This is a genomic window from Acidisoma cellulosilyticum (assembly GCF_020621385.1).
In the GTDB taxonomy this organism is placed as follows: domain Bacteria; phylum Pseudomonadota; class Alphaproteobacteria; order Acetobacterales; family Acetobacteraceae; genus Acidisoma; species Acidisoma cellulosilyticum.
This window is the reverse complement of record NZ_JAESVA010000002.1, coordinates 135,602-156,765: the sequence shown is the minus strand read 5'-3', so window position 1 is coordinate 156,765 and position 21,164 is coordinate 135,602. Positions and strand designations below refer to the sequence as shown.

Sequence of the window (21,164 nt, the reverse complement as noted above, 5' to 3'; positions counted from 1 at the left end):
ATCCTTTTATCATTTTTCTTATTTGATTTTTCTATAAGTATTTTTTTAAGTGAAACGTTGCATTGTCATTTAATTACTCAACTATGCTCTCGAATAGCGCGATTGACGAGAGCGATGCGCAATTTCGGGAATTTTGACACTCGGGACGAAAATCGAATCAAGCCTCATGCTTAACCTATTTTCATGAGAGTCCGACGGAATCCAACCTATCCCTCACAGAAGCCGAGAAGGCATCGCGCGTTAATGACTAAGTCATTTGATAGTCCGACCCGGAGGTTGATCTGCAAAGACCAAGCAAAGAAAGGGAATTTGACGCGATCTTCTGATTGTGCCGGCGGCAAAGCCTGCGCTATCCAGTCGAGACAGTTTGTCACAGACAAAACCTGAGAATCCCTCTGGAGATGACATGAGCTCGACCGTTGAACGTGCTGCGGACTTCATCGGTTCCATCGGTGTCAACACACGACTGGAATATACCGACGGCACTTATGCCAAAACCCAAACTGTCATCGATGATCTGGCTTATCTTGGCATTTCCAATGTCAGGGACTCGATCGCAGAGGAGACGGGCGGAACGGCGCCGCTGCAAAGCTATGAAACGCTCGCCGCCGCCGGCATAAAATTCACGATCGAGCCTTTCTCGGGCGGAGACGTGACTGATGCCAGCATCACCGCCGCGCTGGATCTGATCGATCAGCTGGAAGCTAGCTATCCCGGCAGCGTCATCGCCGTGGAAGGCGCCAATGAGGTCAATAATTTCCCGCTGACCTTTGACGGTATCAGCGGTCTGGACGGCGCCGTCGCGCTACAGGAAGCCCTATACGCGGATGTCAAAAACGACCCGACCTTGACGGGCGTCGCCGTCGATTATTTCACCGGCTATAATGCGGGCAGTATCGGTGTCGGGCCCGACCCTTATCTGGAGCCGGGGCTAGCCGATAACGACACGCAGCACCCTTATCCGAATAACGGTGAGCCGCCTTATCTGGCCGTCACCCCGATCATCGCGCTCGGCAATGAGGTATTGGGCATCGGCCCCGCCGTCTATACCGAGACCGGCTATAGCACCAACGGCGGCACCACCGGTGATGTCAACCAGGACGTTCAGGCCAAGTACACGCTCGATCTTCTGATGGACGATGCCAAGAACGGCATTGCGGAGACCTATCTCTACCAGTTGCTTGATGCCTATGCGCCCGGATCGTCGCAGGGCGATAGCGGCTACGGATTGTTCGACTATACCGGCCAGCCGAAGGAAGCGGCGGTCGGCATTCATAACCTGACGACGATCCTGGCCGATACCGGCGCCAATGCCGCCAGCTTCACGCCAACCTATCTCACCTACGCGCTCTTTGACCTGCCTTTGACCGGCAATAGTCTGGAACTGCAGAAATCGGACGGCGCCACCGACATCGTCGTATGGAACGAGCCTGCGATCTGGGACGAACTGACGGGGGCGGAAATAACGGCGCCGACCACAACGGTCACGGTCGATCTCGGCACCAGCTACCAGACGGTCGAAGTCTTTGACCCGCTGGCCGAGAATACCCTGCTCGAAACCCTGCACAATGTCAGTTCGGTTGCACTCGGGATCACGGATCATCCGCTGATCGTGGAAGTGGAGCCCGATTCGGTCGCCTGCTTCGCGCGCGGCACGCATCTGCGGACCGATCGGGGTGACGTCGCGGTCGAGCATTTGGTGGTCGGTGACCTTGTCGAGACGATCGGCGGCGTGTTCCGGCCCATTACCTGGATCGGATCGCGCCGCATCGATTGCGCGCGGCATCGCGCGCCCGACAAAATCCTGCCGGTGCGGATTACAGCCGGGGCTTTCGGCGAAGGACTGCCGGAGCGTGATCTGGTCCTGTCGCCGGATCATGCGGTTTTTGCGGAGGATGTCCTGATTCCCGTCAAACACCTGATCAACGGAACCTCCGTCCGGCAGGAGACGGTCGCGGTCCTGACCTATTTCCATATCGCGCTGGCGGATCACGATGTGCTGCTGGCCGAGGGCCTGCCCACGGAAAGCTATCTCGATACCGGCGACAGCCTGTCCTTCGGTGAGGGGCGGGTGGTCAATCTTCATCCGGCCTGGGGCGAGGACGCGCGCGACCTCGCCTTTGTCCGGGACGCGCTGGCCTATGCGCCGCTTCGTGTCGACGGCGATGCGGTCCATCGCCTGCGCGCGCGCCTGCACGACAATTGCGGTCTGACAGCAACGCCCAAAACGATGCGCGCCGGTTGATCATCACGACCGCATAAGCTCAGGCAATCGTCACAAAAAAACGCCGGCGACCGAAGTCGCCAGCGCTTTTATCCGATCCGTCCTACGCGGCTTTTACGCCGCGCAGGTCGTGGTCGCTATTACCACTGGATCTGCGTGCCGACGCCGAAGAGCTGCGACTGCACGGTGTTATGCTGGGTGCCGGCATTGCCGTTCGAGAAGTCGAGGCCACCCTGGTGACGCCAGCCCCAATCGTAGTCGAGGAACAGGTTGACGCCCGGAACCAGCGTATAGGTGGCGCCAGCCGCGAAGCCCGCGTCCATCTGCTGGCCGGTGGTCAGGCCGGCTGCGGTAACGGTGCCGCCGTCGTCCACGCCGCCCGGCAGATCACCGGTCGTGTTGAAGCCGAAATAGCTCGCACCGAAGGTGAGCGGGCCCTTGGTGTACTGCGCGCCAGCCAACCAGCCGATCGCCGCCTGGCCGCCATCGGGCTCCATCTGGAAGCTGTAGCCGCTGACTTCGTTGTAATCACCGTAGACGACGTTGCCGCCGAAGGTGACGCCCGAGATCGTGGCCGTGGCACCGCCGGAGAAGATGCTCAGGTTCTTATAGCCGGTCGGCGTCTGGTAGCCCGCGGTCTGCGCGTTGGTGCCGGCAACCTGACCAGCATACTGGTAGTCGGCGCCAACCTGGATGCCGACCGGGCCGAAGGTCTGGGTGTACTGGCCGCCGATGTCGAGCAGGTTCTTCGGCGTGCCGCCCAGAACCGTGGTGTCAACCGAGGTCAGGGCCGGGGAGTAGTTCATGCCCGTGTTGTTCGGCGTGAAGCCGAAGGCGAACTGGAAGCCGGCGATCGTCGGAGACAGATAGACGAGCTTGTCGCTGGTCTGGTTGTACCCGGTATCGACGAAGGGATAGATGACTTCGGCGTTCTCGGGGATGATGACGGGAAGATCGCCGAACCAGGCGCCGTCGTTGAAGCCTTCGAAGGTGCCGGTTTCGAACAGCACGGTCGGGCCGTTCTGCTGACCGAAGCTGACCTGGCCGAGTTCCGGCGTGCCGAGGTAGCCGTAGGCCTGGAAGACATAAAGGGTTTCGGCGCTGGCCGAGGACTCGAAGTTCATACGGATCTGCGTGGACGCACCATAGTGCAGGCCGTTGGCGGCAACGCCGTCAAAGCCCGGGTACAGACGCATATAGCCGTAGAAGCTGTCGGTCGCCGTCTTCGTGCCATTGACGCTGTCGAGCGAGGAACCCTCGATACCGGCGTACCAGTTGATGCGACCGTTCAGGTGAACGGTCACCGAACCGGGCGCGGCTGTCTGCGCGAAGGCAGCACCGAGCGTCAGAAGCGAGGTAACGCCGATGGCGCTCGTCGCCATCAAGATTTTCTTCATCGTGTTGTCATCCCGATACGAAACGCCAGGTCTTGCGGATTGCATAACGGCGCGCAGGAGACTGTGTATTCGATATCAAGCTCGCTTCAATAAAAACTGCATAGGTAAAATGTCGCGAATGATGGTTGTGTCTTATATGCCACGTCAGCTTATGTGGCATTATCATCACAATGTTCGTTCCGTGATGTTGCTCGCTGGACACTAGACCGTTCATGCCAAGTCAGGCAGGAAACCTATGTCGCCAGCGCATCTAGTGCAGACCGTTCCTCTCGCATTACAGCAAGCGGGATCGGTTCATGATCAGGCCGGATTCTCTATTCGGTGCGAATAATCAACAAAAATCAGAATAAGCTCCGTCCCTTTGGGGGCTTGTCTGGTTTTGCCATTGAATAATTGCGGAGACCGGGGTTTGAACAATTTCACGCGGGATATGTTCTTTACTGCGACCGAAGGTCGTACCCGCGCGGAGGGTTCCTCCTCGATCGGTGCTGCGACCGAGCAAGCCTATCAGCATGATTGGATGCGCTTTTCCCAGTGGTGCGCAGAGAATCATGAATCTGAGTTGCCAGCGCATCCTCGCTCCGTCAGCCTTTTCCTGGCGAGTGAGAAAGGTACCGGCGCTGGTCTGGCGACGCTCAACCGCCGGATCGCGGCGATCAGCTATATGCATCGGAACAACGACCTTCCGTCACCAATGATTCACGAGGAAGCGCCGCTGATCCGTGCTATGATTGCGCGACCCAAGGTCACGACCGTGCGCCGCATCGTACAGCGGCCAAGCATCCATATCTGGCAGGAAATCGTCGAGGCGATAGGTGAGGATGCGCCCGAAGATCTTCGCGATCGCGCCATCCTGTCGCTGCACGTGTCCGGCGCCTTCCGTCTGCTTGAACTCGCGCGGCTCGCTTTCCCGCAGGTGCGGTTCGATCGCTCCAGCGCGCAAATTCATCTCGGCCGTTTCCGCTCCCATACGGCGCGCGGCTCCTCCGCCATCACCATCATGGATGACCAGCTTCTAAACCCGGTCTCCCATTTGCGTCGTTGGATGGATGCTTGCCCGACGCAGAGCGGCAGCCTGTTCCGTCATGCCGGGGATGGGCGGATCACCGACAAGCCGCTGACGGAAAGCGAGATCGCGGCGATTATCACAGGTCGCGCCAATGCATCCGGCTATGACGCCAAACCGCCGGAGGGCGGCGGGCTTTTTCAGGTAAGGCAAGTAGCAGCTCAGTCATAAATCTCCGGTTTTCTTTGAAAAACCGAGATTTTCTTTCCTGAATCGTTCCGATAGGTTCGATGCCTCATATATCTGCCAGTAACGGCCAAACCTGTTCTCACGCTGTCTTGGTGATTTTTCGCAGGCCAAAACTGGGCGGGTGAGGCGGGCAGGGGCGGCCATCGGTTATTTCTGCCTTATCCCCAATCTCCACAGGTTCAGGAGGTGCGCCGGGCCCCCCGACCGGGTTAAGGTGGGGAGATGGATCACATCGACTCTCCGCTGAACGCTCTGTCCCCGCGCTTGCCGCCCAGCAACCTTCAGGCCGAGCAAGCGCTGCTCGGCGCGCTGCTCGCCAATAACAAGGCCTACGAGCGGGTCTCGGAATTTCTCGCCCCCGAACATTTCGCGGACCCGATCCATGGCCGCATCTTCCAGGCCATGTCCCGCCGGATCGAGGCCGGACAGCTGGCCGACGCGGTCACGCTGAAGGCAGAGTTCGAGCATTCCGGCGTGCTGAACGAGGTCGGCGGCACCGCCTATCTCGCCCAGCTGCTGACCGCGATGATCGGCATCATCAATGCCGGCGATTACGGCAAGACCGTCCATGACGCCTGGCTGCGCCGCCAGCTGATCGATGTCGGCGAGACCCTCGTCAATCGTGCTTTCGGGGCGGATGCCGAGCTTGACGGCCGCCAGCAGATGGAAGCGGCCGAGCAGCAGCTATTCGACCTCGCGACCCGCGGCGGCTCGGAAGGCGGCTTCATCAGCTTTGAGAAGGCTCTGGCCCAGGCGATCGAAACGGCCGAGCGCGCCTTCCAGCGGTCCGGCTCGGTCTCTGGCCTCTCCACCGGGTTGCGTGATCTGGACGCCAAGACCGGCGGCCTGCACCCGTCCGATCTGGTTATCCTCGCCGGCCGCCCCGGCATGGGCAAGACAGCGCTGGTCACCAAAGTCGCCTCCGGCGCCGCCCGTGCGTCGCTGGCCGAGTCGCGGAAAGAAGGTGGCGGCGACCCCGCCCTGAAGGGTTCGGTCGCGGTCTTTTCGCTGGAAATGAGTTCCGAGCAGCTGGCCGCCCGATTGCTGGCTGAGGAATCGCGGGTCAGCGGTGACCGTATCCGCCGTGGCGATATCGGGCCGAAGGATTTCGACCGCTTCGTCCAGGTGTCCCGCGATCTGGCCCAGATGCCGCTGGAAATCGACGATACACCGGCGATTACGCTCTCCGCGCTCCGCACTCGCTGCCGGCGCTTGAAGCGCAGCAAGGGCCTGGCCCTCGTCATCGTCGATTATCTGCAGCTGATGCGCCCGGCCGCCGGCACCCGGCCGGAAAGCCGCGTGCTGGAAATCAGCATGATCACCCAGGGGTTGAAGGCGCTAGCGAAGGAGCTGTCGGTGCCGGTCATCGCGCTGTCCCAGCTCAGCCGCGCGGTCGAAAGCCGTGAGGACAAGCGCCCGCAGCTCTCCGATCTGCGCGAATCGGGCTCCATCGAGCAGGACGCGGATATGGTCATGTTCATCTATCGCGACGAATATTACCTCGCGCAGCGCGCGCCGCAGCAGATGGGCTTCGATTCGGAAGACAAGTTCCAGACCGCGCTGGATAAATGGCAGCAGGATATGGAGCGGGTCCATAACAAGGCCGAGCTTTACATCGCCAAGCAGCGCCATGGGCCGACCGGCAAGATCGATCTGTTCTTCGAAGGCGAATTCACCCGCTTCGGCGACCTGGATCAGGTTCACGACGACAGCCATTGATGACAATCTGCACGGTATGACTTTCGTCGATGTCCTGATTATCGGTGCCGGCTCCGCCGGCTTGGCCGCCGCCGCCAGCCTGCGCGCGGCTGGCAAAACAACCCTCGTTCTGGAAGCCTCGGCCCGCGCCGGCGGGCGGGCGCGCACGTCGCGCCCGGATTTCCTCGGCGGCGCCTGGCTGGATGAGGGGGCGGCCTGGCTGCATATGGCGGAACAGAACCCGCTGGTGGATCTGGCCCAGGCCCGCGACGTTCCGTTGCGGGAGGCTTTCGGCAACCCAAGCCGCATGTTCCTGGGCGGGCGCGAGGGCAGCCCCGCCGATCATGCGGCCTATGAGGCCGCCGAATCCGCCTGGTTCGCGCGCGTCTTCGCTCATCCCAAAACACCGGACCTTCCGCTGGCCGAGGCCATCGGCCCTTTCCGGCACGAGAATCCCTTCGCACCCACCATCGAAGCCTGGGAAGCGAGCCTGATCGAGGCATCGGACGCAAAGGTGCTCAGCCTGACCGATTTCTGCCTCAACCAGCTCGACGGCACCAATATGATGGCGCCCCAAGGGTTGGGGCAGCTGCTGCTGGATATGCTGACCGACAGCGCGGGGGAGATCCGCCTGAATTGCCCCGCCACCCGCATCGATTGGGACGGGCCGCGTACGCGGGTGGAGACACCGCAAGGCGTCATCGAAGCCGGCGCCGTCATCGTCACCGTCTCGGTCGGCGTTTTGGCCGCCGGGCAAATCGCCTTCACACCCGCGCTGCCCGCGCCGACGGCCCAGGCGATCGCCGATCTGCCCATGGGCCTGCTCAGCAAGATCGTGCTGCGCGCGGCGGCAGGCGACCGGCTGGGGATGACGGGCCCGACGCAGCTTTTTCGCTGCGTGGAGAAGCTGGGCGATCCCTTCATCAGCTTCATCGCCTGGCCGCGCGATACCGACCATGTCATCGGTTTCTGCGGCGGCCAGACGGCCTGGGATCTGGCCGGAGACCCAAGGGCCGCCTTCGCTTTCGCGCGCGAGGTTTGGCGCGACATGCTCGGCAGCGACGCCGATCGCATCTTCGCCGAGGGTGGCATCACGACCGATTGGGCGACCGATCCGCATCATCTCGGCGCCTATACCTATTCCAGGCCCGGCGCCACGACGGCGCGCGCAACCTTGGCAGAGCCCCTGGCCGGCGGGCGTCTGATCTTCGCGGGCGAAGCCTGCCGCACGGACGGCATGGCCGGCACGGTCGGCGGTGCCATTCTGGACGGCAGACGCGCGGCCGCTATCATCCTGGGGTCAGAAAGGAACACCGATCATCGCTGAGCCCTATGCCTCCGCCGGATCGGTGCTGGAGATCGACCTTGGTGCCCTCGTCGCCAATTGGCGGCAGTTGCGAGACCTGCACGGCCAAGGGCGAGATACGGCAGCGGTCCTGAAGGCGGACGGCTACGGCCTTGGCGCAAGCCGGGTCGCGTCGGCGCTGTACAAGGCCGGCTGCCGGCATATCTTTACGGCCCATCTGATGGAAGCCGTCGCCATCCGGCACAGCGCGCCGGACGCGATGCTCTCGGTGTTGCATGGTCTGGGGCCGGGCGAGGAACGGGATTTCATCGCCCATCGTCTGGTGCCGGCATTGGGCTCGCTGGCGGAGATCGAGGCCTGGGGCCGCGCGGCCGCCGGGCTGGGACAGCCTTTGCCCGCGCTGCTGCATATCGACACGGGCATGAACCGCACCGGCCTGTCTCCGGAGGCGCTCGCCCGGCTGATCGCCGAACCGACGCGGTTGCAGGGCATAGATCTGCGTTACGTCATGACGCATCTGGTCTCGGCCGATATCCCCGGCGCGCCGATCAACCTGCAACAGGCCCGCCGCTTTGCCGCAGTGGCTGCGCATTTCCCGACCGCGCAGCGCTGTTTCGCCAATTCCTCGGGCCTGTTTCTGGGGCCGGATTTCGCCTCCGATCTCGCGCGGCCGGGGGCCGCGCTCTACGGCATCAACCCAATACCGGATGCCCCCAATCCGATGCGCGCCGTCGCCCGTCTCAGCGCCCGCATCATGCAGATCCGGGATATCCCGGCGGGGGAGAGCGTCGGCTATGACCGGCAATGGGTCGCGACCCGCCCGAGCCGGATCGCGACTTTGCCCATCGGCTATGCCGACGGCTATCATCGCGCCTTGAGCGGCAAGGCCGCGGTCGCGTTCGGCGGTCAGCTATGTCCCGTCGTCGGCCGCATCTCCATGGACCTCATCACCGTCGATGTAACGGACTGCCCGGCGGCCGTTCTTGGGGCGTGGATGGAGGTCATCGGCCCCACCATCCCGCCCGAACGCCTGGCCCGGCTCGCCGGAACTAACGCATATGAAATCCTGACCTCCCTGGGCAGACGCTTCCATCGCGTCTATCTGGAAGCATGAATGCGATTCTGAACGTGGTGGCGACAATTGGTCGCGGCGCCATCGCCTGCTGCCGCTCGGCCGGGGCTCTGGCGATCTTCGCCGTCGAAGGCCTGATCCATATATTCCTGCCGCCCTATTACCCGCGCCTATTCGGCCGGGCGATCTTCGGCATGGGCTTCCTGTCCCTGCCGGTGGTGGCGCTAACGGCGATCTTCGCCGGCATGGTCATCGCGCTGCAATCCTATACCGGTTTCGCGCGCTATGCCGCGCAGTCGCAGATCGCGACGATCGTGGCCCTGTCCGTCACCCGCGAGCTTGGCCCGGTGCTGGCGGGACTGATGATGGCGGGCCGCGCGGGGGCGGCCATGGCCGCCGAGCTCGGCACCATGCGGGTGACCGACCAGATCGACGCGCTGCAGACGCTGTCGACCAAGCCGATGAAATATCTGGTGGCGCCCCGGTTGCTGGCCGGCATCGTCGCCATGCCGATCCTGGTGATCATCGCCGATATTCTGGGCGTGCTCGGCGGCTTTATCGTCTCCACCGTCAAGCTCGGCTTCAACGGCCAGACTTATATCCAGGACAGTCTTGCCGCCCTCCACACCGGCGATGTGACGCTCGGCCTGGCCAAGGCCGTGGTCTTCGGCTTCATCATCGCGCTGTCTGGCTGCTTCCACGGCTATCGCAGCCGAGGCGGCGCCGAAGGCGTGGGCTCGGCCACCACCTCCGCCGTCGTCATGGCCTCGGTCCTGGTCCTGGCGCTCGACTACGGCATGACCGAGGTCTTCTTCACCCGATGAGCGCGGCTGACATTCCCAAAATCCGTATTCGCGGCCTGCGCAAGGCTTTCGGGTCCAAGCCCGTGCTGGACGGCGTCGATCTCGACGTCGCTGCCGGCACCTCCATGGTCGTCATCGGCGGGTCCGGCACCGGCAAATCGGTGCTGCTCAAATGCATTCTGGGCCTGATCGAGCCTGACGCGGGCCGTATCGAAATCGACGGGCAGGATATCCTGACGCTCGGACGCCGGGCGCGACAGGATGCGCGCGCCGAAATCGGCATGCTGTTCCAGAATGGCGCGCTGTTCGACAGCATGACGGTGCGCGACAATGTCGCCTTCGGGCTGATCGCGCGGCACCAGTCCAGCCGCGCCGCCGCGCATCAAAAAGCCGATACGGTGCTGGGCCAGGTGGGTCTGGCGCCGTCCGTCGGCGATCTCTCGCCCTCGGAACTCTCGGGCGGCATGCAGAAGCGCGTGGCGCTGGCTCGCGCCATCGCGTCGGAACCCGCGATCATGTTCTTCGACGAACCGACGACCGGGCTGGACCCGATCATGGGTGCGGTCATCGACGGTCTCATCGTCGATTGCGTGAAACGTCTGGGCAGCACGGCGATTGCGATTACGCATGATATGGCCAGTTCGCAGCGCATCGGCGATCGCGCGGCCATGCTGCATAAGGGGCGGATCATCTGGGAAGGCCCGGCCGCCCAGATTCTCGAGTCGGGCAATCCGATCGTCGATCAATTCACCCACGGCCGCCGCGAAGGCCCCATCCAGATGGAACTCCGGCGCTAGCGTTCCGATCACGGGTTGAACTTTCCGCCCCGAACCGGCAAACCTCATGTCTGAGATCACATAATTGCGATGCCGGACATTGGTCCGGAAAGGGGAATAGTGGGCGCTGGCTCTCTGCAAAAGCGCGCCGGCCGGTGGTGGTTAAGACTTGCCCCCCAGGCCCGGCTTACGTTTTGGCAGGGCCAGGCCTTGGCATTGGGCTGCCTTGTGATCGCGGTCGTCCTGCGCTTCGGTTTGACGACGGCATCGGGCAGTCGCGGCGCCTTCTTCACCTTCTTTCCCGCCCTGATGATCGCGAGTTTCTGGGGGGGAATCGGTCCCGGCCTGACCTGCCTGGTGCTGAGTGCGCTGATCGGCGACTATTGCTGGCTGGTCCCGCATAACGGCTTCATCGTCAGCGCGACGGATGTGCAGGTCCTGCTCGGCTATCTGGTCTCCGGCATCGTCATTCTGGTGATCTGCGGCCTGTTCAAGAAACTGGTCGAGTCCCATCGCGCGGCGGAGGAGCAGGCGCTGCTGCTGACGCAGGAGATGCGCCACCGGATTCGCAATCTGATGGGCCTGGTGCAGGCGATTTCTCAGCAGACGGCGCGGCGGTCCAAGGGGCTTCCTGACTATCAGGAGCAGTTCTATGACCGGTTGGAGGCGCTGGGCCTGGCACTCGCCCTCGACATGACCGATAACGAGGCGCTGACGCCGGCCAATCTGGATATGCTGGTGGCGCGCGTCCTGACCCCCTTCGGTCATCATAATTGCCAGATCAGCGGCCCACCGGTGCCGATTACGCCGCGCACCGCGACGCCGCTGGCCCTGATCATCCATGAACTCGCGACCAATGCGGTGAAATACGGGGCCTTGTCGGTGCCGGACGGGCGGGTGGAGATCGGCTGGCGCCGAAAGGGTCGCATGGTGCATCTGCAATGGCGGGAAATCGGCGGTCCGCCGGTGTCCCCGCCCAAGGCCCAGGGCTTCGGCACGCGGCTGATCGGGTCCGCGTTCCGTGGCCAGGAAGGCAAGACCGAAATCACCTATGACAGCACGGGCGTGCAATGCGTCGTGCATTTCTGCCTGTAAGGAATGGGCGCGATGACCGGTGAAACCGCCGACGCCGTCACGATTTTCCACAACCCGGCCTGCGGCACGTCGCGGACCGTGCTCGGCCGGATCGAGGCAGCCGGCATCACGCCCACGATCGTCCTTTATCTCAAGACCGGCTGGACCAAGCCGCAGCTGCAATCCCTGCTGCGCGCCATGAAGGCGCACCCGCGCGATATTCTGCGCCGTCGCGGCACGCCGGCCGAGGAACTCGGTCTTTTGGATGCGGGCGTCTCGGACGACGCCATTCTGGACGCCATGGTGGCGCATCCGGTTTTGGTGGAAAGGCCGATTGTGCAGACAAGGCGCGGGGCAAAACTCTGCCGCCCGGCTGAGACTCTGACGGAACTGCTGTGACCTCGGCCAGGGCAGGCTGCCTGTCCCTTTAGCGGGAGCCTGGGTCCGAATTTCGCGATGACACCGATCCGTTAAGCGGATTGGAAAGCGGGCAGAGACAGCGCATACAGCCTGTCTCTGTGAAGAACATAGGACGCTCACATGTCTCGTCCCGCCAAACGCGTGACCGTAACCGGCGCTGCCGGCCAGATTTGCTACGCGCTTCTCTTCCGTCTCGCCCAAGGCGACGTTTTCGGCCGTGACCAGCCGATTATTCTCCAGCTTCTCGACCTGCCGCAGGCCCAGGCCGCCGTCCGCGGCGTGGTGATGGAGCTTGAGGATTGCGCTTTCCCGCTGCTGCAGGACGTCGTCATCACCGATGATCCGGCGGTCGCCTTCCGCGACGCCGATGCCGCCTTCCTGGTCGGCTCGCGCCCGCGCTCGAAGGGCATGGAGCGCGCCGACCTGCTGCTCGCCAATGCCGAGATCTTCAAGGTTCAGGGCAAGGCTTTGAACGAGAATGCCAAGCGCGACGCGAAGGTGATCGTGGTCGGCAATCCGGCGAACACAAATGCCGGCATCCTTTCGGCTTTCGCGCCCGATTTCCCGAAGGCGAATGTCACCGCCATGGTCCGCCTGGACCATAACCGCGCGCTGTCGCTGCTCGCCGCGAAAGCCGGGGTTCCGGTCTCGACCGTCGAAAAGATGATCATTTGGGGCAATCATTCGCCGACCATGCTGGCCGATTGGCGCTACGCGACCTCCGGCGGGCAGAGCCTGTCCGCGATGGTGAATGACGAGGCTTGGTATCGCGAGACCTTCATCCCGAAGGTGGGCCAGCGCGGTGCGGCCATCATCGAAGCGCGCGGCGCGTCCTCCGCTGCCTCCGCTGCCAATGCCGCGATCGACCATATGCATGATTGGGTGCAAGGCTCGAACGGCGGTTGGGTCTCGATGGCGATCCCGTCCGACGGCTCCTACGGCATCCCCGAAGGCATCATCGCCGGCGTGCCGGTGATCTGCGCCGACGGCGAATACCAGCGCGTCACGGGTCTGGAAATCGACGCCTTCTCGGCCGAGAAGATCGCCGTCACCGTCAACGAGTTGCAAAGCGAGATTTCCGCCGCTCTGGGCAAGTAACGCTCCTCCGTCGTCGTTCCCGGCTTCATGCCGGGGACGACAGCTAAGGGTAGGCAGCTAAGGGTAGGCGCGGGACGGCGATCCTGCGGGGGTGGCCTTACCCGGCGATGCCCGGCATCGGCATATAGCCGAAATGCTCGATGACCTTATGCGTGCCTTCCCAGATCATCTTCACCGCGACGAATAGCACGACGGCGAGGCCGACCCAGGCGATCCAGCGGCGCTTTTCCAGCTGTGTGGCGATGACGCTGGCGGCGATTCCCATCAAAACCACCGACAGCAGCAGGCCGAGGGCGAGTATCCAGGGATGCTCATGCGCGGCCCCGGCCACGGCCAGCACATTGTCCAGGCTCATGGAAATATCGGCGATGGCGATCTGAATGGCCGCCTGCAAGGGCGTCTTGGCGATAGCCGGCGCACCGCCATCCGCGTGATTCGCGCGATGGCGCAATTCGCGGAACATCTTCCAGCAAACCCATAGCAGCAGGATGCCGCCCGCCAGCGTCAGCCCGACGATGGCGAGAAGTTTCAGCGCCACCATGGCCATGGCGATGCGGATGACGACAGCGAAGCCGATGCCGGCCAGCACGGCCTTGCGCTTCTGCGCGGGCGCCAGCCCCGCGACGGCGAGGCCGATGACGACGGCGTTATCGCCCGCCAGCACCAGGTCGATCATCAGCACCTGGGCGAGGGCGGCAATTTGGGAAAGCAGGATTGTTTCGTTCATTTCCCTTCATCTGAAGCCAGCACCGTGCTTGTCAACGCTGGCCATGGGGTTTAGGGCGGCCCCAACGCGCTTTTTTTGGAGACGTCACATGGTTCCTCGTTATTCTCGCCCCGAAATGGCGGCCATCTGGGCGCCCATCAATCGCTACCAGATCTGGTTCGAGATCGAGGCACTGGCGGCGGAAGGCATGGCGATGGTCGGTGCCGTGCCGGCGGAATCCGCCCGCACCATCCGCGAACGCGGCGCGCCGATGGTGGCCGCCATGACCGAGGCCGATGTCACCAAGATCGACGAGATCGAGGCCGTGACGCGCCATGACGTCATCGCCTTCCTGACCTGGCTTGCCGAAGGCGTGGGGCCGGACAGCCGCTTCGTCCATCTGGGCATGACGAGTTCGGACGTGCTCGATACCTGCCTGGCCGTGCAGCTGACCCAGGCGACCGATATTCTGATCGCCGATGTGGACGCCGTTCTGGCCGCGCTGAAGAAGCAGGCTTTCGCGCATAAATACACGCTGACCATCGGCCGCAGCCACGCGATCCATGCCGAGCCGACCAGTTTCGGCCTGAAGATGGCCGGGCATTACGCGGAATTCGCCCGCAACCGCGCGCGTTTGGTCGCGGCGCGTGCCGAAATCGCGACCTGCGCCATTTCCGGCGCCGTCGGTACCTATGCCCATCTCGACACGCGGGTTGAGGATTACGTCGCCGAGAAGCTCGGCCTCGCGTCCGAACCCGTCTCCACCCAGGTCATCCCGCGTGACCGGCACGCGGCCTGGTTCTCGGCACTCGCCGTGGTCGCCGCCGGCGTCGAGCGGCTGGCGACCGAAGTGCGCCATCTGCAGCGGTCGGAAGTGCGCGAGGCGGAGGAATTCTTCCATGCGGGGCAGAAGGGCTCGTCCGCCATGCCGCATAAGCGCAATCCGGTGCTGAGCGAGAACCTGACCGGTCTTGCCCGTATCGTCCGCGCGGCCGTGGTGCCGGCGCTGGAGAATGTGACGCTGTGGCATGAGCGGGACATCAGCCACTCCGCGGTCGAGCGCGTGTTCGCGCCGGACGCCTCCATCGCGCTCAACTTCGCGCTGCAGCGTCTGGCCGGGATGATGGACAAGCTGCTGGTTTATCCCGAGCGGATGGCCGCCAATCTGGAAAGCCTGGGTGGTGTCGTGCATAGCGGCGAAGTGCTGCTGGCGCTGGCGCGTTCCGGCATTCTGCGTGAGGACGCCTATCGCATCGTCCAGCGCAATGCGATGGAGACCTGGACCAAGCTCGGCACGCCCGAAGGCAAGTCCTTCCGCGAAAATCTGGATGCCGATCCGGAAGTGGGCGGCGTCGTGCCGGCAGAGGTGCTGGATAATGCCATGGATTCCCGCATCCATCTGAAAGCGCTCGATGCGCTCTATACGCGCGTCTTCGGCGAAGCCGGGCCGCAGGCCTAGAGCAAATCCCGGTCAGATGGACTCATCTGACCGGGTGAAGATGCGCGCAAAAACAATAATATAGAGCGGCGCCTGTGAGCGTGAGCGAGCAGGAAACGCTCTAAGTCGAACAACCAAGATCAGGCACCCGCGCAAACCTGGTGCGGGTGACTTGGCTCATCAAGACATTATTGATTCGATTTCGAAACAAATATAGGGCATTGAACGCGCAGCGGTATGGATTTGGGACAGGGGCTCGCGCGCGACCATGGAGCTTTCCCGCCGCGACATCGCTGCCCCCGGCGCCGGCCCGCAGCGCCTTTTCGCGCGTCACCCGGCCGTTCTTCTCGGTGCCTGGGATGCTTTCGGCATCATCGCGACCGGGCTCGCCTGCCGTAGCCTGAACCCGGCATCCCATGCCGGGCAGACGCTGCGGGCGATGCTGGTCATCCTGGGTACGGCTGCCCTGGGGCTCGTCCTGCTCCACGCCCAGGGCTTTTACCGTGAAGGCAGCGGCAGCCGGCAGATGCGCCTGCTGTTCACCATCGCCCAATCCTTCGCGCTGATGCTGCTGATGCTGCTGATGTGGGAAGGCTTCATGACGCTTTGGCCGGTCGCGGCCCCATCCTTGCCCGACGGTATCCTGGTCATCAACCGCAATTGGCTGTTCAGCTGGAGCGTGACGGCGCCATCGCTGATCATGCTCACCCGACCACGGCTGGAAGCCATCCTGCTAAGCGCCAAGGAGCGGGCACCTATGCGTCGGGCGGTGCTGGTGGCGGACCGGGCCGGGCTGCGGCGGCTTGGTCCTGTCATCCTGCCCGGCGGATTGTTGCAACTTTGCGGCGTGTTGGAGATCGCATCGCGTGACGAGGACCGCAACTGTCACACGGTCGTCGCGCCGGCGCCGGTTCTGCCCAGCTTGCGCGACGCACGTGCCATGCTGGAACGGGGGGACGCCGATCTGCTGCTGATCGCCCTGCCGGAGACCGCCGGCCGGAGCATCGCCGCGATCGATCGGCTGATGGCCGGTGTCGCCGCCGATATCTGGCTGGCGCCGCCGGATGCCGCGCGCTTCTACGCGGCGGGCGCACGGCTTTCGACCCTTGGCGGTTGTCCCTTCGTGCCGCTGCGCGACAAGCCGATGGCGGGTATCCAGGCTGTGGTGAAGCGCGCCGAGGATCTATGTCTCGGCCTGCCGCTGTTGATATTGGCGGCGCCCCCGATGCTGCTGATTGCCTTGGCAATCCGCCTGTCGTCCAAGGGACCGGTCCTGTTCGTCCAGCCGCGCCTGGGCCTTAACCGCCGCGTCATTCCGGTTCGGAAATTCCGCACCATGCGGATCGAGGCAGGGGATGCCGGCGGCGTGCGTCAGGCAGTGGTGGGGGATCGGCGGGTGACGCGCCTCGGCCGCTTCCTGCGCCGGACCAGCCTGGATGAACTGCCGCAGCTGATCAATGTCGTGGAAGGGTCGATGTCCCTGGTCGGTCCCCGGCCGCATGCGCTCGGCACCGAGGCCGGGGGCCTGCCGTTCAGCGAGGCGGCCGCCGGTTACGCGGCGCGCCATCGCGTCAAACCGGGCATGACCGGCTGGGCGCAGGTCTGCGGCTGGCGCGGTGAGACGAATACCGTGGACAAGCTCCGCCGCCGCATCGCGCATGACCTGCATTATATCGCGCATTGGTCGCTGGGGTTCGACCTCCGCATTCTCGTGCTCACGATCCGCGCCGTGTTGAGAGGCGAGGGAGTATGATGAGGCAGGGTCGTCGGATCTGACACCCGAGCAACGAAAACACCTATGACGCATAATGGAAGAACAGGGTGATGGCTGAGGAAGGATAAGATCTTGGACAGGCGCTGGTCGAAGCCCTGGAAGATGTTCGGGCCTGGAAGCGCGGCGAGATCGAACTGGAGATCGCAAGCATCAACCCCATGCCGCCCGAACGCGTCAAGGCTATCCGCCGCAAAGTTGCCCGCAGCGCCAAGGCGTTTGAAGAGCGTTTCGGTATCCCCGCCGCGACACTCAATAACTGGGAGCAAGGTCGGCGGGAGCCGGATCCCGCCGCGCGTCTGCTGCTGCGTGTCATCGAACGTGAACCGGAACTGGTCGCCGCAGCGGCTCGGGCGCGCGACTAGAGTCCGTCAGGTTTAGGTGGAAACGACCCCTTGCCCCGTCATGGCCGGGCTTGACCCGGTCATCCAGTCCTTGGGCGCCCCAACGAATGGATGCCCGGCTCTGGGGCCGGGCATGACGATATTAGGGACAAGCTTCAGTTAAAACCCGGCAGACTCCAGCCTATCGAGCGGACGGGCATGTGGTCCGGTTGACCGGTCCACACACCTGCCCGGATGTCCGAACCCTCAACGCGTCGTATAGCCACCGTCGATCGTGAGGACTTCACCGGTAATATAGCTCGCCGCGTCGGACGCGAGAAACAGAGTTGCCTGAGCAACTTCATCGGCCTCGCCCGGACGGCGCATCGGCGTCATGTCCAGCCAGATCTTCGACCATTCCGGATTGTCGAGCCCGCCTTGCGTCATTTCGGTGCGGATATAGCCTGGGGCGATGGCGTTCACCCGGATACGCCGGTTGGCGAATTCGCTGGCCAGCGACTTGGTCAGCATATGCACCGCCGCCTTCGACGCATTGTACACAGCCTGATTCTGCGGCACGTTGGAAACAATGCCCGAGATCGAGCCGATATTGACGATGCTGCCGCCTTGTCCGCGTGCCGCCATATGGCGCAGCGCTTCCCGGCAGCACTGATAAGTGCCGCGCAAATTGGTATTCATCAAATAATCCCAATGCGCGGGGTCCGTGTCCTCCGTATTGCAATGGGCCGCGACACCCGCGCTATTGACCAGGATATCGATCCCGGTATCGGCCGCTATGGTGCCGATAACACGGGTGATGTCATCTTCTGACGTCACGTCAAGGCGCTGAAAGCTGGCGGAAATGCCGGCCGCCGCGAAATCCCGCAAGGCCGCCGCACCGGCTGCCTCATCCCGCCCAGTAATGACGACACGCGCACCGGCTTCGCCGAGGCGGCGGGCGGCGGCAAGGCCAATGCCGCGCGTGCCACCGGTCACCAGCGCAAAACGGCCGCTCAGATCGATCGTGTAAGCCATGAAGCCGAAACCCTCCCGAACAATCCCGCATTTTTTGGTTTTGATCTGCGGGGACGGCACAATCGGCCGTCACGGGTCAGAGGATAGCGCGGAGAGACAGGCTGAACAGGGCCAAGGCGCTTAAAAACGCAAAAACCGGCGCGAAGAAGCCGCGCCGGTCCTGTCAGCCGGTCCTATGACCCGTGATCAGTTCGCGATCGCCCAGTCGCCGGGGCTGCGCTCGCACCAGTTCAGCTTATAGGGCAGGCCATCCTGGGCCGTGCCGGTATGGAAGGTGTAGCGGAAGCCGCGGCATTCCATGCCCGACTTGTGATACTGGCGCAGGAAGGTGACGGTGCCGGAATTGCCCGTCTTAGGGTTCTTCCAGCTTTCCTTTTGCGGTCCCTGCGGCCCCAGCTTGCCCGCTTCATAGGAGAGGATCTTCATGTCACTGCCGGTCAGGCGGCGCGGCAGATAGGTCTGCATCGACTGGGCCGCGGCCGGCGTCACCAGGGCAGGGGCAAGCGCGAAGGCAAGACCCAGAGACGCCACCATGATCGATAGGGATTGACGCAGCATAAGACGCTCCTGGCTCACCGGATTGGAAACCTTAGTCGATCCGGCTTATCGCGCCACGGCGCTCTCGGCAACCGCGACGCGATAGATTGCGGTATCCTCAGCGAAGCGCGGCGAGTTTCGCCAACAGGCGGGCATGGCTGCGCGCGCCGCCCAGATAGCAGGACCATTCGAATTTCTCGTTCGGACTATGCACCTGATCGTCGTCCAGGCCGAAACCCATCAGAATGGTGTCCAAGCCGAGTTGGGCCTTCAAGGTGCCCACGACGGGAATGGAGCCGCCGCAGCCCATCAGCACCGGCGCCTTGCCGTATTCCTCGGACAAGGCTGCCTCGGCCGCCGCGATGAAGGGCCCCTCGGTCGAGACCTCCACCGCTGGATTACCGCCGAAATCCTGCACCTTAATCTGTGCGCCGGCCGGCGTGCGCTCGGCCAGGAACTGTTTCAACCCGGCCATGATGGCGGCCGGGTCCTGTTTCCCCACAAGGCGGAACGACAGCTTGGCATGAGCGTGGGAAGCGATGACGGTCTTTGCCCCGGCCCCGATATAGCCACCCCAGATACCGTTGAGATCGGCCGTCGGCCGCGCCCACATCCGTTCCAGCGCCGAGCGTCCGGTCTCGCCGGCGGGGTCGGTCAGGCCGATCGAGGCCAGCATCGCGGGTTCATCGAAGCCGAGCCCGGCCCATTGCGCTGCCAGCGACGGCGGCAATTCATCGACACCCTTGTAGAAGCCCGGGATCTGCACGCGGCCCTGATCGTCATGCAGGTCGCCCAAAATCTTCGTCAGCGCATTGATCGGGTTCAGCGCCGCACCGCCATACATGCCGGAATGCAGGTCCTTGTCCGGCCCGACCAGATCGATCTGCGTATAGACCATCCCGCGCAACCGGGTGGTCAGCGCAGGCGTCGTGCGGTCCCACATGCCGGTATCGCTGATCAGCGCGACATCGGCTTTCAGCAGGCTTTTATTGGCTGCAATGAAAGCCTCAAGATTGGCGGAGCCGACCTCTTCCTCGCCTTCCAGAAGCAAGGTGACGCGAATCGGCAGACCGCCGGTCGTGTTGTACCAGGCACGGCAGGCCCACAGAAAACAGGCGACCTGCCCCTTATCGTCCACCGCCCCGCGCGCGACGATGCGTGGCCCCTGCGGCCCCGGCACCAGCTGCGGCTCGAAAGGCGGGCTTTCCCACAAATCCAGCGGATCGGCCGGCTGCACATCGTAATGGCCGTAGAACAGGATATGGGGGAGGGAGGCTGGGTCGACGCCGTCCGGCCCCGGATAATGGCCGACCACGATCGGATGGCCGGGCGTCTGGCGCATTTCGGTCGCGAAGCCGACGGAGGCGAATTCATGGGCTAGCCAGCGCGCGGCGGCAGCGCAATCGCCGGCATGGTCAGGCTGGGCGCTGATGCTGGGGATCGCCAGGAAATCGAACAGCCTGTGCCGGGCTTCGTCCTGGCTGCGGTCGATTTCGGCCAGAACCTCAGGGGTCGGGTCGTAGGTCAATGTCATGAATTTCGATCCTCCAAACGCGGCGCCGCATAGGCTTTCAGAAAAACGCCAATCGCACCATCGACGACACGATCTACCTCTGCCGGATCGGCGGTTTCGATCAGCCGCAGGCGCGAGCGCATGACGAGCTTGGTCTGACAGAGCGCAAAAAACTGCTCTGCCGCGAAATCAGGGTCCGGCACCAGCAAACGGCCGCGCCCGGCCTCCTGTCGCAGCCAGGTCGAGAGGTAGTTCAGCGCCCGGCTGGGGCCGGCTTCGAAGAAGGCACGGGCGAGTTCCGGAAATTTCAAAGCCTCCGACATCACCATGCGATAGATGGCCTGACGGAAGGGCGACAGCATCATCTCCATCACCGCGACGGCGACGCGGCGCAGCGTCTCCTCGGGCGTATTCTCGGGCGGCGCGATCGTCAGAATATGCTTCAGCGTCTCATCGCAGCCGTTGGAGATGAACCCGCTGAAAAGCGCGGCTTTGCTGGGGAAATAATTGTACAGGGTGCCTTTGGACACGCCCACTTCCCGCGCGATATCGGCCATGCTGGCGCCCTCATACCCGTCGCGGGCAAAGACCCGGCCGGCGCCATCGACGATGGCGCGTCGTCGCTCCGGCGACAGCGCGTCACCCCCGCGGTCGGGAGGAGAAGTGATATCAAACTTATGAGAGTTACCGGCTAGGTCCACGTTCATTCATCCTGCGC

19 protein-coding genes are annotated in these 21,164 nt (G+C 63.5%); 13 read left to right on the top strand and 6 right to left on the bottom strand.

Annotated features, from left to right (window positions below):
- Window positions 1-406 precede the first annotated feature (406 nt).
- Window positions 407-2,245: a Hint domain-containing protein gene (locus tag ACELLULO517_RS05090; RefSeq protein ID WP_227306228.1), complete on the top strand. Its 1,839-nt coding sequence runs from the start codon at window positions 407-409 to the stop codon at window positions 2,243-2,245.
- A gap of 119 nt (window positions 2,246-2,364) precedes the next feature.
- Here the strand turns inward: ACELLULO517_RS05090 and ACELLULO517_RS05085 are convergent, their stop codons facing one another.
- Window positions 2,365-3,621, bottom strand: a complete 1,257-nt coding sequence (locus ACELLULO517_RS05085) for a porin (protein ID WP_227306227.1) — start codon at window positions 3,619-3,621, stop codon at window positions 2,365-2,367.
- Between the two features lie 409 nt (window positions 3,622-4,030).
- Between ACELLULO517_RS05085 and ACELLULO517_RS05080 the strand changes: the two genes are divergently transcribed.
- The 9 genes from ACELLULO517_RS05080 (at window position 4,031) to ACELLULO517_RS05040 (ending at window position 13,123) form a co-directional block, all read left to right on the top strand.
- Window positions 4,031-4,858: a site-specific integrase gene (locus ACELLULO517_RS05080; protein ID WP_227306226.1), complete on the top strand. Its 828-nt coding sequence runs from the start codon at window positions 4,031-4,033 to the stop codon at window positions 4,856-4,858.
- Window positions 4,859-5,098: 240 nt separating this feature from the next.
- Window positions 5,099-6,595, top strand: a complete 1,497-nt coding sequence (locus ACELLULO517_RS05075) for a replicative DNA helicase (RefSeq protein ID WP_227306225.1) — start codon at window positions 5,099-5,101, stop codon at window positions 6,593-6,595.
- Window positions 6,596-6,611: 16 nt separating this feature from the next.
- A complete protein-coding gene (locus ACELLULO517_RS05070) occupies window positions 6,612-7,901 on the top strand; it encodes a flavin monoamine oxidase family protein (protein ID WP_227306224.1) in 1,290 nt (429 codons plus the stop codon).
- On the top strand, window positions 7,831-8,994 hold the full coding sequence (alr, locus tag ACELLULO517_RS05065; RefSeq protein WP_227306223.1) for an alanine racemase: 1,164 nt from the start codon (window positions 7,831-7,833) through the stop codon (window positions 8,992-8,994). The genes ACELLULO517_RS05070 and alr overlap by 71 nt, the downstream gene beginning before the upstream one ends.
- Entirely contained in the window at window positions 8,991-9,776 is a 786-nt protein-coding gene (locus ACELLULO517_RS05060) for an MlaE family ABC transporter permease (protein WP_227306222.1), read from the top strand. The genes alr and ACELLULO517_RS05060 overlap by 4 nt, the downstream gene beginning before the upstream one ends.
- Window positions 9,773-10,552, top strand: coding sequence for an ABC transporter ATP-binding protein (locus tag ACELLULO517_RS05055; protein ID WP_227306221.1), 780 nt, complete (start codon window positions 9,773-9,775; stop codon window positions 10,550-10,552). Before ACELLULO517_RS05060 ends, ACELLULO517_RS05055 begins: the two co-directional genes overlap by 4 nt.
- A gap of 99 nt (window positions 10,553-10,651) precedes the next feature.
- Window positions 10,652-11,626: a sensor histidine kinase gene (locus tag ACELLULO517_RS05050; RefSeq protein WP_227306220.1), complete on the top strand. Its 975-nt coding sequence runs from the start codon at window positions 10,652-10,654 to the stop codon at window positions 11,624-11,626.
- 12 nt (window positions 11,627-11,638) lie between these two features.
- Entirely contained in the window at window positions 11,639-12,004 is a 366-nt protein-coding gene (gene arsC, locus ACELLULO517_RS05045; RefSeq protein WP_227306219.1) for an arsenate reductase (glutaredoxin), read from the top strand.
- A 141-nt stretch (window positions 12,005-12,145) separates the two neighbouring features.
- Window positions 12,146-13,123, top strand: coding sequence for a malate dehydrogenase (locus ACELLULO517_RS05040; protein ID WP_227306218.1), 978 nt, complete (start codon window positions 12,146-12,148; stop codon window positions 13,121-13,123).
- Window positions 13,124-13,220: 97 nt separating this feature from the next.
- Here the strand turns inward: ACELLULO517_RS05040 and ACELLULO517_RS05035 are convergent, their stop codons facing one another.
- Window positions 13,221-13,850, bottom strand: coding sequence for a YjbE family putative metal transport protein (locus ACELLULO517_RS05035; RefSeq protein ID WP_227306217.1), 630 nt, complete (start codon window positions 13,848-13,850; stop codon window positions 13,221-13,223).
- 88 nt (window positions 13,851-13,938) lie between these two features.
- On the opposite strand from ACELLULO517_RS05035, the gene purB reads away from it, so the two are divergent.
- From purB to ACELLULO517_RS05020, 3 genes are all read left to right on the top strand, one after another.
- Window positions 13,939-15,288, top strand: a complete 1,350-nt coding sequence (gene purB, locus ACELLULO517_RS05030) for an adenylosuccinate lyase (RefSeq protein WP_227306216.1) — start codon at window positions 13,939-13,941, stop codon at window positions 15,286-15,288.
- 247 nt (window positions 15,289-15,535) lie between these two features.
- Complete coding sequence (locus ACELLULO517_RS05025; protein ID WP_227306215.1) at window positions 15,536-17,020, top strand: exopolysaccharide biosynthesis polyprenyl glycosylphosphotransferase; 1,485 nt, start codon at window positions 15,536-15,538, stop codon at window positions 17,018-17,020.
- A gap of 179 nt (window positions 17,021-17,199) precedes the next feature.
- Window positions 17,200-17,403: a helix-turn-helix domain-containing protein gene (locus ACELLULO517_RS05020; RefSeq protein ID WP_227306214.1), complete on the top strand. Its 204-nt coding sequence runs from the start codon at window positions 17,200-17,202 to the stop codon at window positions 17,401-17,403.
- A 225-nt stretch (window positions 17,404-17,628) separates the two neighbouring features.
- On the opposite strand, the gene ACELLULO517_RS05015 is transcribed toward ACELLULO517_RS05020, so the two are convergent.
- The 4 genes from ACELLULO517_RS05015 to ACELLULO517_RS05000 form a co-directional block, all read right to left on the bottom strand.
- Complete coding sequence (locus ACELLULO517_RS05015; protein WP_227306213.1) at window positions 17,629-18,396, bottom strand: SDR family NAD(P)-dependent oxidoreductase; 768 nt, start codon at window positions 18,394-18,396, stop codon at window positions 17,629-17,631.
- 186 nt (window positions 18,397-18,582) lie between these two features.
- A complete protein-coding gene (locus ACELLULO517_RS05010; protein ID WP_227306212.1) occupies window positions 18,583-18,954 on the bottom strand; it encodes an RT0821/Lpp0805 family surface protein in 372 nt (123 codons plus the stop codon).
- 97 nt (window positions 18,955-19,051) lie between these two features.
- A complete protein-coding gene (locus tag ACELLULO517_RS05005; protein ID WP_319796410.1) occupies window positions 19,052-20,467 on the bottom strand; it encodes a dipeptidase in 1,416 nt (471 codons plus the stop codon).
- Entirely contained in the window at window positions 20,464-21,147 is a 684-nt protein-coding gene (locus ACELLULO517_RS05000) for a TetR/AcrR family transcriptional regulator C-terminal domain-containing protein (RefSeq protein WP_227306211.1), read from the bottom strand. Before ACELLULO517_RS05000 ends, ACELLULO517_RS05005 begins: the two co-directional genes overlap by 4 nt.
- Window positions 21,148-21,164 lie beyond the last annotated feature (17 nt).

Coding starts and splice junctions, on each gene's coding strand:
- ACELLULO517_RS05090 (WP_227306228.1), top strand. CDS start 407: ATGAGCTCGACCGTTGAACGTGCTGCGGACTTCATCGGTTCCATCGGT.
- ACELLULO517_RS05085 (WP_227306227.1), bottom strand. CDS start 3,621: ATGAAGAAAATCTTGATGGCGACGAGCGCCATCGGCGTTACCTCGCTT.
- ACELLULO517_RS05075 (WP_227306225.1), top strand. CDS start 5,099: ATGGATCACATCGACTCTCCGCTGAACGCTCTGTCCCCGCGCTTGCCG.
- ACELLULO517_RS05070 (WP_227306224.1), top strand. CDS start 6,612: ATGACTTTCGTCGATGTCCTGATTATCGGTGCCGGCTCCGCCGGCTTG.
- ACELLULO517_RS05060 (WP_227306222.1), top strand. CDS start 8,991: ATGAATGCGATTCTGAACGTGGTGGCGACAATTGGTCGCGGCGCCATC.
- ACELLULO517_RS05055 (WP_227306221.1), top strand. CDS start 9,773: ATGAGCGCGGCTGACATTCCCAAAATCCGTATTCGCGGCCTGCGCAAG.
- arsC (WP_227306219.1), top strand. CDS start 11,639: ATGACCGGTGAAACCGCCGACGCCGTCACGATTTTCCACAACCCGGCC.
- ACELLULO517_RS05040 (WP_227306218.1), top strand. CDS start 12,146: ATGTCTCGTCCCGCCAAACGCGTGACCGTAACCGGCGCTGCCGGCCAG.
- ACELLULO517_RS05035 (WP_227306217.1), bottom strand. CDS start 13,850: ATGAACGAAACAATCCTGCTTTCCCAAATTGCCGCCCTCGCCCAGGTG.
- purB (WP_227306216.1), top strand. CDS start 13,939: ATGGTTCCTCGTTATTCTCGCCCCGAAATGGCGGCCATCTGGGCGCCC.
- ACELLULO517_RS05025 (WP_227306215.1), top strand. CDS start 15,536: ATGGAGCTTTCCCGCCGCGACATCGCTGCCCCCGGCGCCGGCCCGCAG.
- ACELLULO517_RS05020 (WP_227306214.1), top strand. CDS start 17,200: ATGCCGCCCGAACGCGTCAAGGCTATCCGCCGCAAAGTTGCCCGCAGC.
- ACELLULO517_RS05015 (WP_227306213.1), bottom strand. CDS start 18,396: ATGGCTTACACGATCGATCTGAGCGGCCGTTTTGCGCTGGTGACCGGT.
- ACELLULO517_RS05010 (WP_227306212.1), bottom strand. CDS start 18,954: ATGCTGCGTCAATCCCTATCGATCATGGTGGCGTCTCTGGGTCTTGCC.
- ACELLULO517_RS05005 (WP_319796410.1), bottom strand. CDS start 20,467: ATGACATTGACCTACGACCCGACCCCTGAGGTTCTGGCCGAAATCGAC.